Genomic DNA, 13,454 nt, shown 5'->3' with positions numbered 1-13,454 from the left:
ACCGATGATCAAACGAACACTTTTTTTCGGTAACCCAGCTTACCTGAGTACAAAAAATGAGCAGATTTTAATTTCATTCCCAGATGATAAGCCAGACCGGATTGTACCTATTGAAGATATTGGAATGCTTGTGCTGGAGCATCAGCAAATTACAATTACAAATGGGCTGCTCTGCAAACTAACTGATAGAAAGGTAGCAGTAGTCACCTGCAATGCTCAGCATCTTCCTGATGGGCTTTTACTGCCCATGCATGGACATACTGAACAAATGGAACGAGTTGGATATCAATTGAATGCTAGCCTGCCACTTAAAAAGAATCTTTGGCAACAAACTGTAACAGCTAAAATTGAAAATCAACATAGGTTACTAAAGGAAAAAGGGAAACCAAGTAAGCGAATGGAGTATCTGGGAAAAAATGTGAATTCTGGAGATACTAGCAATTACGAGGCTCAGGCAGCAGCTATTTATTGGCAGAGCTTATTTGATATTCCGGATTTCAATAGAGGTCAATCAGGCATTCCACCTAATAATTTGTTGAATTATGGTTATGCTATTCTGCGGGCTATTATAGCCAGGGCGCTCGTTTCATCGGGTATGCTTCCAAATGTGGGGATTTGGCATCACAATAAATACAATGCCTATTGCCTTGCAGATGATATTATGGAGCCCTATCGTCCCTATGTGGATTTGGTGGTTTCGCACATAGTAGAGACAGAAGATTGCTATGACGAATTGACTGTAGAGCTTAAAAGAGAATTGCTGACAATTCCAGCATTGGATGTCTTGATCGATGGACAGAAAAGCCCATTGATGGTAGCTGCCAGTCGAACGAGCAATTCACTTTTTGAATGTTTTGCAGGGATCAGTCGAAAGATTATTTATCCAGAATATGCATGAGAATTATTATTCAAGGCTTAACCAATACCGCAGTTTGTGGGTCTTAGTATTTTTTGATCTACCCACCGAGACGAAAAGAGATCGGAAAATCGCTTCTTCTTTCCGAAAGAAATTGTTGGATGATGGGTTTGCGATGTTTCAATTCTCCATATATATGCGATTCTGTGCAAGTCGGGAAAATGCAGAAGTACACACCCGAAGAGTAAAAATAAATCTCCCACCAAAGGGGAAGGTGGGTATTATGCAGATTACAGATCGACAGTTTGGGATGATGGAATTATTTCATGGGAAAACTATTGCAGAGAAAGAACAACCTGTTCAGCAGTTAGAACTTTTTTAGATTCTCTGTAAACTTTTCCAATCCGCCTCGGTGAATTGGAAAAGTAAATGCCGGGTTAGCACAGATACTGCTCACCAAAAGATCCAATTTTTATTTTCCTAAAAAGAGCATAAAAAACAGCATACCAGCCACTTATCGTGGGGTATGCTGTGATTTCCACTGGAAAGATACATTTTGAAAGCAATTCACAACGAGATCCTCCCAGAAGGGGTAAGAATCCTCGCTGTGATTTCCACTGGAAAGATACATTTTGAAAGCAATTCACAACGAGATCCTCCCAGAAGGGGTAAGAATCCTCGCTGTGATTTCCACTGGAAAGATACATTTTGAAAGCAATTCACAACCTCCTGGAGCTTCTTGCGCTTGTCCAGGATGCTGTGATTTCCACTGGAAAGATACATTTTGAAAGCAATTCACAACTCGAAGCTCACGGAGCTGTTGCGATAGAGGGCTGTGATTTCCACTGGAAAGATACATTTTGAAAGCAATTCACAACTAGTAGCTGGTTTTGCCCTGGTATTCAAGAGCTGTGATTTCCACTGGAAAGATACATTTTGAAAGCAATTCACAACTACCCTCCCTCTTTGATTTCGGCACTATTGCTGTGATTTCCACTGGAAAGATACATTTTGAAAGCAATTCACAACTATCAGGCTCAAATAAATTCTTGGCTATAGGCTGTGATTTCCACTGGAAAGATACATTTTGAAAGCAATTCACAACCAATCGCTGATTTGGCTGATCCTGGATCTAGCTGTGATTTCCACTGGAAAGATACATTTTGAAAGCAATTCACAACCTATGAAGGATTGCTCGAGGTGCACGCCGTGCTGTGATTTCCACTGGAAAGATACATTTTGAAAGCAATTCACAACAGGATGATCTTTTTTGAAATCAATATCCAGGCTGTGATTTCCACTGGAAAGATACATTTTGAAAGCAATTCACAACGGGATGGAGGCGATACAGCGACTGCCCGAAGCTGTGATTTCCACTGGAAAGATACATTTTGAAAGCAATTCACAACCCACGTGATTGATGGTGCAACCCAGCCTCTGCTGTGATTTCCACTGGAAAGATACATTTTGAAAGCAATTCACAACGCGGGGGTTTATAATTTGTGACGAACTAAAGCTGTGATTTCCACTGGAAAGATACATTTTGAAAGCAATTCACAACGAGAGCATAACAGCATATCAGTATCCATTCGCTGTGATTTCCACTGGAAAGATACATTTTGAAAGCAATTCACAACCATCGTACTGCCAGACCTTCCAGACTATCTGCTGTGATTTCCACTGGAAAGATACATTTTGAAAGCAATTCACAACGGGCGCTGTCAATTGCTGGATTTATTCCGGGCTGTGATTTCCACTGGAAAGATACATTTTGAAAGCAATTCACAACCATTGTTACCGGTATGGATTCCAAAATTTCGCTGTGATTTCCACTGGAAAGATACATTTTGAAAGCAATTCACAACAACTTCCTTTAAATTGATTCCGGCCTCAAGGCTGTGATTTCCACTGGAAAGATACATTTTGAAAGCAATTCACAACTATTGAGCAGGTTGAGCTTGTCAAAGTGCTGCTGTGATTTCCACTGGAAAGATACATTTTGAAAGCAATTCACAACGCGCAAGGTTAGTTGCTGCATTACCTACATGCTGTGATTTCCACTGGAAAGATACATTTTGAAAGCAATTCACAACCAGACCCTCGATCTCGATCTCAAAATGGGGCTGTGATTTCCACTGGAAAGATACATTTTGAAAGCAATTCACAACAGTACCAGGTGAAAAGACCCAATTTTCGATGCTGTGATTTCCACTGGAAAGATACATTTTGAAAGCAATTCACAACGCAAAGCATTTTAGGGCCTTATATTGAAGGCTGTGATTTCCACTGGAAAGATACATTTTGAAAGCAATTCACAACCTTCACCAAAGTCGGAAATCCCACCAAAGGGCTGTGATTTCCACTGGAAAGATACATTTTGAAAGCAATTCACAACGCGGTTGATTGGTAATCCAGCCTGAAGCATGCTGTGATTTCCACTGGAAAGATACATTTTGAAAGCAATTCACAACCATTATTAAGCACGGGCGTTCCCTTGCATGGCTGTGATTTCCACTGGAAAGATACATTTTGAAAGCATCCAAAAGTTGATTCTTGTAGAAGGTCCACTATCTTTTTATATTTCGCTATCTATCTTCCTTTATTTTTTTTTAATTAGCCATAAGAACCCAATACAAAAACCATGGACAATAATAAGCGACGCGAATTTTTGAAATCAACTGGCCTGATGGGGCTGGGATTATTTGGAGCAGGATCAGCCTTCGGGATGGATCTGAATAAACTTCCTACCGAAGCAGCGAAGGGACTTAATCGAGTTCAATCCTTTAATATGTCTGGTTTTGCGGCTCCCAAGCTGGAGACTGTCCGGGTTGGAATCGTTGGTTTGGGGATGCGTGGTCCGGGTGCAGTAGATCGATTGAGTAAAATCGAAGGAGTAGAGATTAAAGCACTTTGTGATTTATTACCAGAGCGAGTGGAAAAAGCCAAGGAGCAGTTGAAAGGTACTTCACACCAGCCTGAAGGCTACTCTGGAAATGTCTATTCCTGGAAGGAAATGTGTGATCGCACAGATCTGGATCTGATCTATATTGCCACCCCTTGGGAGTGGCATACTCCTATGGCAGTCTATGCCATGGAAGCTGGAAAGCATGCAGCAACTGAGGTGCCTGCTGCCCGCACGCTTGATGAGTGCTGGCAATTGGTAGAGACTTCCGAGCGCACTAAGAAGCATTGCATGCAGTTGGAAAACTGTTGCTATGATTTTTTCGAATTAATGACTTTGAAAATGGCCCGCGAGGGATTTTTTGGAGAGGTGGTACATGTAGAAGGTGCCTATATTCACGATTTACTTTGGCTAAACTTCGATAAGGATACTGGTTATCAAGATATGTGGAGACTTCGAGAAAACTATCGAAATGGAAACCTTTACCCTACACATGGACTAGGTCCGGTCTGCCAGATTCTAAATATCAACCGAGGAGATCAGATGGATTACCTGACTTCACTTTCTTCAAATGATTTTCAGATGAAGAAAGAAGCTGAAAAGTTGGCAAAAGAGGATATGTTCTGGGCAGAATTCGCCTCAAAAAACTATCGAGGCAATATGAATACTACCGTCGTGAAGACCAAGCAGGGCAAATCCATTATGATTCAACATGATGTGACTTCTCCGAGACCTTATTCCCGGCTTCATGTGGTCAGTGGCACAGAAGGTTATGCACAGAAATATCCTGAGCAAAAAGTATCTAAAGGACATGTTTGGATGAAAGAGGAAGAAATGGCGGAACTGACAAAAAAATATACTCCCGAGATTGTTCAGAAAGTGGGTGAGCTAGCCAAGCAAGTTGGGGGTCATGGAGGAATGGACTTTATGATGGATTGGCGTCTGATCGATTGCCTTCGAAATGGATTGCCACTTGATCAGGATGTCTATGATGCTGCACTATGGAGCTGCATCTCTCCACTTAGTGAATGGTCTGTGATGAATCGTTCGAATTCGATTGATGTCCCGGACTTCACCGCAGGAAATTGGAAAACAAATAAGCCAGTTCCGATTACTTTAAGATAAAGGACGATTAATAGATTTAGTTTTCGGAATCTTTCCTGCGCTTGATCAAATCCAAAGTTACCCAAATGGCATAATGATCTGCTTTGGATTCCTAATCATCAGCGTTGCCAAGGAGTTGAAAATAATTCGAATCGTTAAAAAAAGCAGGCGATTGGTTTTCCTTTTGGTCTTGATCGATGGGGTCATCATTTCTTACTTCTTTCCCGGTAATCCATTCAAATCCTTATTCTGGAAGTCTTGAGAGGATTTTTTGAAATGGAGAACAACTGAGAAAAATCATTATTACTGCCCGGGTTCCTTTTCTTGCTTAGTTATCCGAAGATTTCCGGTAATTTTCCAAAGAATGAAAAAGATACTGATTGGCTTTTTGATTGCAACGGCTTTGCTGTTAGTGGCTTCGTTTGGTTTAGAGGCTTATTTTGAGAAGAGGATCTCAGAAGCGATCAATACCAATCCTGATCGGGCCTATGATATTCTTTTTGAGGATATTTCAATCAGTCTTTTCCGAAGGAAAGCTAGTCTCAAAAGGATACGTCTTGTATCGCTTAAGGATTCGGAGGCTATAAAAGTCAGTGGTTCACTCCAAAGTATTGAGCTTTCAGGGGTCGATTTTTTGGATTTGATTTTTAATCGTAGGCTTTCTATTTACAGATTAGAACTGGTTGACCCTGGGTTTAAATTGACTAGAAAAGACATTCAGGGACGTCCTGAAGACAATTCAAAAGCACTTCAGGATGTTTTTAAGGATATTATTTCAAGAGGATTAATTCAGAATTTTGAATTAGTCAACGGCACTGCGGAATTTTTTGTGGAGCAAGACAGTCTTATTCGCTTTGCCCAGTTTACTGATTTGAATATTTCCGCAAATGGTATCGTCTCTGATTCGGTGATCGTTCAGAATCCTGTTCCATTCCAATTGGAGTCAATTCAAATGAGCTTAAAAAATCTTAATGTAATTACTGATGTAAATCAGAAATTTAAATTGGGTGAACTCAGATTTGATTCAAAAACAGAATCAATTTTAATAAAGGATATCAGCTTAGAATATGATAATTGGGAAGAAACAGCCAATTCATTGGTTTACCAGCAAGATGTGATTGAGTTGACAATACAGACACTTTCATTGACCTATCTCAATGCTAAGAATAATATATCTGGAGATTGGCAAATAGCGGCAGGATTAGCGGAGTTCCGTGGGTTGAGTTTGGATGATTATAGGGATAAAAATAAACCCAGACCGGAGGAGCCTGAGAAGCCACTTTTTGAAGGCTTGGTTGAGAAAATTCCTTTTCCAATCGAATTGGATACGATTCGTATTTTAGATTCTAAGCTAGTTTATCGAGAGTTTTTACCCGGTAAATCAACGCCTGGTATTTTGAGTTTCGAAAATCTAAGCGCTGAAATTCTAAATGTTATCTCTACAGATTCTTTGCAAGGCGATTCGGAAATGAAAATAACTGCAAATGCGCTTTTTCATGGAGTGGCCGAAATTGATTTGGGGATTCAAGTGCCTTATGGAAAAAATTCTTTTAGCCTTCAAGCCGGAATTAAGAAGTTTGAATTATCTGAAATCAACAAGGTCTTGGAGCAGATGGCAAATGTCCGAGTAGAGACAGGTGAACTTTTGAGTTTGCAGCTTCAAATGGAAGCCAGCAGATATACTTCTTCGAATCAACTGAATTTTCAATATGAAAATTTGAAACTGAAGATTCTCGATGAGGGGAAATCTGTCAATAAGTTAAAGAGTTCGCTTGCAAATATTTTTACTTCTAAAAATAATTTAGCTTCCGACCCTAACTATAAAACAGCTACTTATCGTAGCAAGCGTAATATTTATCGTGGACCTTTGAATTTGGTCTGGCTAAGTACAAAGGACGGACTGATTCAAATTGTGCCGGGAGAGGTAGCACAGTTGTTTTTGGATAAATAATAAAACTTTCCAGAAATTGGAAGACTTGAATTTAGCCTTATCAAAATTCCAACAAAAGATTCTTATCAAAAAGGGATTAGTTTGATCCAGTTTTGGACTATTTTCTAATTTTTTGACAAGGAGATTTCAACAATCAGTTTTCATTTCAGGGATGATTCCGAATAAGTCAATTGAAACTTAGGAATCATTTTTTCCCTTCTGGATTTTTTTCATGTGAGTTGCAACATCGCGGTCATTTTCGGCTTCGCTTTTTTCGAGCTGAGAGACGATATTTTGAAAGTTGGTTTCATCTCGATTCTGAGAAAGTTTTGCACTGGCCTGAACTTCGGATATTAGGATCTCAAATCCTACCAGCGCTCGAATCTGTCCTTGAAGATAAGTATCGCTCATTCCTTCCACACTTACTCGGTTTGGTCGTCCTTCTTCGTAAGTGTCCACCAGCTTTTTCAAATGAATCAATAACTCTTCTCCCTCAATGATCCGGATTTTTCCATAGACGTGCACAGCTAAATAATTCCAGGTAGGAACATTCTCATGATTGTACCAGGAAGACGAAATGTAGGCATGTGGACCTTGAAACATTACCAAAACCTCAGATTGGTCTGGGATAGATTTCCATTGCGGATTTGCTCTCGCAACGTGGCCTGTAAGAACTGTCTTTCCTTCTGAGTTTTTGTCCAGCACAAAAGGCAAATGAGTTCCATGAGGCCGTTGATCTACCTGGGCGACTAGCGTACCAAAGGCATTATGCCTGATAAATGCTATAATTTGAGGTTCGTCCTCCCAAAGATTAATCGGATGGATGTACATGGCTTTTGGGGCTTCTTTCTAATTTTGACCTAAACTAGAAAAATTAAAGACTCAAATTCAATTTCTAATAAATTCAAATCAAATTTTTAGTAAGTTAGTTTTATGGAAAACGAATCAACGGATCGGTTAGAGTTGGCAGCTAAATTTGTCAACAATACTGGTGCACCAATTTTTTTGACCGGGAAGGCAGGAACAGGAAAAACCACTTTTTTAAGGGATCTCGTTCGGAAAACCCACAAGCGTCATGTGATTTTGGCACCAACTGGGATTGCAGCATTGCATGCAAAAGGAGTGACAATTCATTCACAATTTCTTCTCCCATTGGGAAGTTTTCTACCTGTAAGGGAACCAGAGGGGAATTTTACCAGTCAATTTGGCTTTTTTACCCAGCATACATTGGCTAGAAAGCATCCTCTAAATCAACTCCGAAAGAATGTTTTGAAAGCAGTTGATCTTTTGGTTATCGATGAGGTCAGCATGCTGCGAGCGGATGTTTTGGATGCGATCGACTATCGGATGCGAAGCGTCAAAGGGAATTATAGAGATCCTTTTGGAGGTGTTCAAGTCTTGATGATTGGAGATTTGTACCAGCTTCCTCCGATCGTTAGGGATCAAGAATGGGAGGTTTTAAGGCAATTTTACCCAAGCATGCACTTTTTTGAAGCACATGCTTTGCGGAATTCAGGAATGGTCTACCTCGAGTTGGATAAAATCTTTCGCCAACAGGACGAGCAGTTCATTCGTTTGCTAAACCATCTCCGAGACAATGAAGTGACTGCTGAGGATGTAAAGGTGCTCAATGAACATTACAAGACTGAGGCAGAAGTCAAAGAGATACCGCCGTGTATCACCATCACCACGCATAATTACAAAGCTGATCAGCTCAATCAGAAAGAACTTGAAGCCTTGAATATCACTTCTTTCTATTATGATGCGGAAGTGGAGGATGACTTTCCGGATTCACTTTTCCCCCTTCCAAGGAGGATTGAGTTGCGAGAAGGGGCCCAAATTATGTTTGTAAAGAATGATAGTTCGGGAAGTGCTGAATATTTCAATGGAAAATTGGCAAAGGTAATCAGGCTCTCTAAAACCGAGGTGATCGTTCGAATGCAGGATTCGGAAGAAGAGTTTCAACTTCGCAAGGAGACTTGGGAAAATAAAAAGTACATCATTAATCCGGATACGAAAGAACTGGATGAGGAAGTTGTAGGAACATTCTCACAATTCCCGATCAAACTGGCTTGGGCAGTGACTGTGCACAAAAGCCAAGGTTTGACCTTTGATCGAGCAATTATTGATGTTGGGCAAGCTTTTGCTCCGGGACAAGTATATGTGGCATTAAGTAGGCTTAGATCTTTGGAAGGGTTAGTGCTTCGAAGTAGGATTTCTTCCGATTTGATTCACTCAGATCGACAGGTGGTAGATTTTTCCGTCAGTGCCAAAAAACAAACTCGACTGGAGGAACTTCTGATTCAATATCAAAGTCAATATGTTTCACATATTTTAGATTCTACGTTCGATTTTAGTCCAATACAAAAAGAGCTGGAATTCTTTCAAAAGGATCAAGCTAGCAGTATGGAATTTGAAGATGAAGAAATGCGCGGGGCCATTCCAACGATTCAGCAGCTCTTTCAATCTGAAAAAGAGAACTCAGACCGTTTTCGAAGACAACTATTGGCATTGGTTTATCAGGGAAATCAATCCAAACTCCAAGACCGCTTAGGCAAAGGAAGTCAGTATTATCGTGAGATTATTGCCAATCAGATCCAGCAAGTCATTAGCTTAAGAAGTCAAGTGGAGCTTTTTTCCAAGACAAAAAAGTATCAGGAAGGATTGGAATCGTTGGAGGCAATACTTCTTCGAAAGTATTTGGAAATCAGCAAAGTGGCTCGGATAGTTAAAGCCATTCTAAACGGCGATATGCCTGGAAAAATGGAAGAGCTGGATCAGGAAATCCTAGCACTTCGGATGCAATTCATCAATCGCGCCAAGGAAAAAGCTGCAGAAAAAATCACCAATCTTAAAACTAAAACCGGAAGAAAAAAGACTGGGGTTGCAAAGCCTAAACGTACCAAAGGGGATTCTCAGGAATTAACTTTTGCCCTTTTTGAAATGGGAAAAACCATTCCTCAGATTGCAGAAGAGCGCGAATTGGCAGAATCGACGATCAAAAGCCATTTGGCTGATGGAATCGCATTAGGAAGAATTGAACTTTCGGATTGTCTTCCTGAAGAGGTGATTTCTGAGATCAAATCTCAATTTGACCGCTTCAAAACTGTCTCAGCCCTTCGTGAGCACTTTCAAGGAAAATTCGATTACGGTACGTTGAAGATGGTTTTTGCAGGAAATAAGCTGGAATGATATTAGATATGTGATTTAAAAGTTCAGATTTAAGAAGAAAATCAGAAGGCTAAAGTGAGAAAGGTGAAAGCTGTCTTAAAAGAAAGTAAAAGCCATCAACGATCTCGTAAATCGTAATTCGTAAATCCCCGATCCTATTTCGTAAATCCTAAATCTGACACCATAAACCCCACATCACTTCACTTTGTACTCTTCCTTAAGCCGCTTGAGCTCAGTTTGCATCCGGATAACCTGGTTTTGCATTTCAGGAGCAGAATAGACATTATTCATCTCCTTAGGGTCGCTTTGGAGATCATAAAATTCCCATTCATCAGAATCATAGAAATGGATAATTTTAAACCGTCCATCGAATGCTCCTTCGTGTTTTTTTACTGAATGAGCACCCGGATATTCAAAATAGGCATAGTATAGACTGTTTCGCCAATCTGAAGGCTTTTCCCCTTTCATGATAGGTAGCAGGCTTAAGCCTTGCATGGTTCCAGGATCTGGGGTATTAGTCATTTCTAAAAAGGTCTGTGCAAAGTCAAGATTTGAGACCAGCGCATCAGAAGTAGTACCAGCGGGAATCACTCCCGGCCAAGACATCAGCAAAGGAGTTCGGAAGCTTTCCTCGTACATGAATCGCTTATCAAACCAGCCATGCTCTCCGAGATAAAATCCTTGGTCAGAGGTATATACGACCAAGGTATTTTCCTCCAATCCATTTTCTTTTAGATAGTCCAGTACTTTTCCAACACTTTCATCGACAGCTCTTATCACTGCCAAATAATCCCGCATGTACCGCTGATATTTCCATCTGACCAAGTCCTTCCCACTTAGATTAGCCTTTTCAAAATCTTCCCGAATCGGATCATATACCGCATCCCAAGCTTTGGCCTGACTTGGATTCATACGACCATAAGTTCGCTGATAGACTCCTGACGCGGAATCTGCCTTGCTCCACATCTTCAGATCATATTTCAATTCCATGGTTTTGTCAATGGTCATATCCTGATCCCGAGCAGCAGAGGTTCGAGTGGCATAATCGTCAAATAGATTATCAGGCTCAGGAAAAGTCACATCTTCATATAGCGAGAGTTGATTCGGGCCTTTTTCCCACTCCCGATGAGGAGCTTTGTGCTGCATCATTAGCATAAAAGGCTTTCCTGAATTTTCTTGACTCTTTAGCCAATTGAGTGTTTTGTCAGTAATAATTTCTGTCACATAGCCCGTTTCTATGATGGTATCAGTCGCTGTGATAAAATCTGGATTGTAATAGTGTCCCTGTCCGGGAAGAATATCCCAATAATCAAAACCAGTTGGAGCTGACTTCAAGTGCCATTTTCCAATCAAGGCGGTATTATATCCATTGGCTTGAAGTAATTTGGGGAAAGTGGTCTGACTACCGTCGAATGTATCATTATTGGTTAGATGACCATTAGCATGAGAGTGGAGCCCCGTCAAAACAGAAGCTCTTGATGGAGCACAGATGGAATTGGTAACGTAGGCTTTGTTAAATCGCATCCCGCTTTTAGCGATTCGGTCAATATTTGGTGTAGGAGCAAAGTCTTTTAATCGACTATCATAAGCGGAAATTGCCTGGAAAGCATGATCATCAACGAATACAAAAAGGATGTTTGGTTTTTTAGGAGCCTCCGGTTCTTTTTTCTCGCAAGCGAAAAAGGCTACAAGAATCAAGAAAATTCCAATGCGGTTAATAAATATGTACATGATCAAGGTGTTGGGTTTTCTTAAAGATAGTCGAAACCAAAAAAAAAGGAAGCCTTTCGACCCCCTTTTTCAATCTAGGTTAAGTTTAATCAGGTACTATCTTTTGTTATTTCCATAAAATCGATCATGGAATTGGTAGCGAGGGGTATCCGTCGCTTGAAACATTTTGCTTTCGGTATTGATGTCCATCACTGGGGGATTCACATCCGCAGCTTTTAAAGCCTTCCATTCAGGGAGATTTTCACCATTTGGATTACCAGTTTTTATGAAGTTTGCAAAGAAACTCATAAAGGTCTTAGACACTTTGTAATCATCCTCAGTCCATGCAAATACGTCAACGAGCGGGAGATTTCCCATGGCATATTCGATTTCGCATGCGTGGGGAGCACCGATCGGTTCTGGCATTTTTGGTCCACCTTCTACTGTCCCACCAGCTAAACCTGGAGTCAAATTCGCATCTTTCAGTGGAGGACGAAGCTTGCTATATAAGTATCTATAGACAGGTTGATCAGAATTCTTTACATGAAGATCAAGCCACTTCCAAGTGCTATAGGCGATGAATCTATCTGCTGCAAGATCAGTGGCAGATCGCTCGACTTCTTGTGGACTAGCATGTGGATGGAGCGCTAAAACTTCCTCGTAATTCTCAGGATAAGTCTCTTTAACCTTCGTGATAAAAGCTTCGGAAGTATAGGGTTGACCTTGCATAAAAGCCATACCCGGAATCTCAGCAGAATTCCAACCTGCCAGCAGAGGAACCATCGCCTGCTCCTTAGCTTCAAATATTTCCGGAAGGGTCTTAGGAAGAAAATGTCCGTCAATGGTTACCGGAAAACCAAAAAGCTTGGACTCCAAAAAGATTTCGTAGACTTCTGCAGTGCTCAGTTTTCGCATTTCGGCTATAGAATTATAGCCTGCTTTGGTTACGAAATCAGTTCCGACTTTCTCCGCATCTTCAAGTTTGCTAGGTGCCAAAGTAGGATTGATTCCAGCGCCTGATTCACCAATTGCACCGGCGATTAGCCCTTTAGATAGAAGGGAGGCCATTTGGTAGCTGACAGAAATTGAACCTGCAGATTCTCCAGCAATGGTTACTTTCTCAGGATCACCACCAAAAGCCGAGATATTTTCCTTCACCCATTTGAGAGAAGCGTGTTGATCCATTAAGCCGTAATTTCCTGAACCTTTGTGAGCCGTTTCTGCACTAAGATCAGGATGTGCCAAAAAGCCAAATACATTCAAGCGATAGTTTACAGTCACCACTACAATCCCTTGCTGGGCCATTGCTTCCCCGTTGTACCGAGGCTCGGAACCGTCACCAGCAGAGAAACCTCCTCCGTAGAAATAAACCAAAACTGGCAGATTTTTATCATTTCGAGTTGCTGGCGTCCAAACATTTAGATAAAGACAATCCTCACTCATGCCATCAGACTTGAAATCCATATCCCCAAAAATGGGTGCTTGAACAGCTCTTGGACCAAATTTCTTGGTTTCTTTCACTCCCTTCCAATTCTCCATTGGCTGTGGGGCTTTCCACCGCAATTCACCTACCGGTGGCTTCGCAAAAGGGATTCCAAGGTATTTTTTAATGTTGGTTTTGGTGTCGTAATATCCGGCTATTGTGCCATTCTTGATTTCGGTTGTCACTTCAATACTATTGAGATGCTGCGCTTTGGAAAAATAAGGTAATACTAGTATAGTGGTAAAGAATAAAAGGATGAGGAATCTTGGGCGGATTTTCATTGATTAAACATTAATGT

8 protein-coding genes and 1 CRISPR repeat array are annotated in these 13,454 nt (G+C 40.9%); of the genes, 5 read left to right on the top strand and 3 right to left on the bottom strand.

The genetic code is table 11. The annotated features are described in order from the left end of the window. The first annotated feature begins 4 nt into the window (after positions 1 to 4). The 4 genes from cas1 (at position 5) to BVC88_RS14985 (ending at position 6,813) form a co-directional block, all read left to right on the top strand. Complete coding sequence (gene cas1, locus BVC88_RS15000) at positions 5 to 898, top strand: type II CRISPR-associated endonuclease Cas1 (protein ID WP_075351528.1); 894 nt, start codon at positions 5 to 7, stop codon at positions 896 to 898. A 34-nt stretch (positions 899 to 932) separates the two neighbouring features. Then, positions 933 to 1,238, top strand: coding sequence for a CRISPR-associated endonuclease Cas2 (gene cas2 / locus BVC88_RS14995; RefSeq protein ID WP_245803655.1), 306 nt, complete (start codon positions 933 to 935; stop codon positions 1,236 to 1,238). 146 nt (positions 1,239 to 1,384) lie between these two features. Further along, positions 1,385 to 3,403: a CRISPR direct-repeat array (repeat unit 46 nt; unit sequence GCTGTGATTTCCACTGGAAAGATACATTTTGAAAGCAATTCACAAC). A 94-nt stretch (positions 3,404 to 3,497) separates the two neighbouring features. Further along, a complete protein-coding gene (locus BVC88_RS14990) occupies positions 3,498 to 4,883 on the top strand; it encodes a Gfo/Idh/MocA family protein (protein WP_075351526.1) in 1,386 nt (461 codons plus the stop codon). A 343-nt stretch (positions 4,884 to 5,226) separates the two neighbouring features. Beyond that, a complete protein-coding gene (locus BVC88_RS14985) occupies positions 5,227 to 6,813 on the top strand; it encodes an AsmA family protein (RefSeq protein WP_075351525.1) in 1,587 nt (528 codons plus the stop codon). Between the two features lie 177 nt (positions 6,814 to 6,990). Here the strand turns inward: BVC88_RS14985 and BVC88_RS14980 are convergent, their stop codons facing one another. Further along, complete coding sequence (locus BVC88_RS14980) at positions 6,991 to 7,623, bottom strand: FMN-binding negative transcriptional regulator (RefSeq protein ID WP_075351524.1); 633 nt, start codon at positions 7,621 to 7,623, stop codon at positions 6,991 to 6,993. Positions 7,624 to 7,725: 102 nt separating this feature from the next. On the opposite strand from BVC88_RS14980, the gene BVC88_RS14975 reads away from it, so the two are divergent. Continuing rightward, on the top strand, positions 7,726 to 9,984 hold the full coding sequence (locus BVC88_RS14975) for a helix-turn-helix domain-containing protein (RefSeq protein ID WP_075351523.1): 2,259 nt from the start codon (positions 7,726 to 7,728) through the stop codon (positions 9,982 to 9,984). Positions 9,985 to 10,158: 174 nt separating this feature from the next. On the opposite strand, the gene BVC88_RS14970 is transcribed toward BVC88_RS14975, so the two are convergent. After that, positions 10,159 to 11,694 (bottom strand): sulfatase family protein, encoded by a 1,536-nt coding sequence (locus BVC88_RS14970; RefSeq protein WP_075351522.1) that lies wholly within the window; start codon positions 11,692 to 11,694, stop codon positions 10,159 to 10,161. A gap of 96 nt (positions 11,695 to 11,790) precedes the next feature. Beyond that, the gene (locus BVC88_RS14965; protein ID WP_075351521.1) at positions 11,791 to 13,437 is read right to left on the bottom strand and encodes a carboxylesterase/lipase family protein; all 1,647 of its coding nucleotides are present in this window, start codon (positions 13,435 to 13,437) and stop codon (positions 11,791 to 11,793) included. Between the last annotated feature and the right edge of the window lie 17 nt (positions 13,438 to 13,454).

The organism is Algoriphagus marinus, from assembly GCF_001936475.1.
Lineage (GTDB): Bacteria > Bacteroidota > Bacteroidia > Cytophagales > Cyclobacteriaceae > Algoriphagus > Algoriphagus marinus.
The sequence above is the reverse complement of the archived record's forward strand: the minus strand, read 5'-3'. Positions and strand labels throughout refer to the sequence as shown.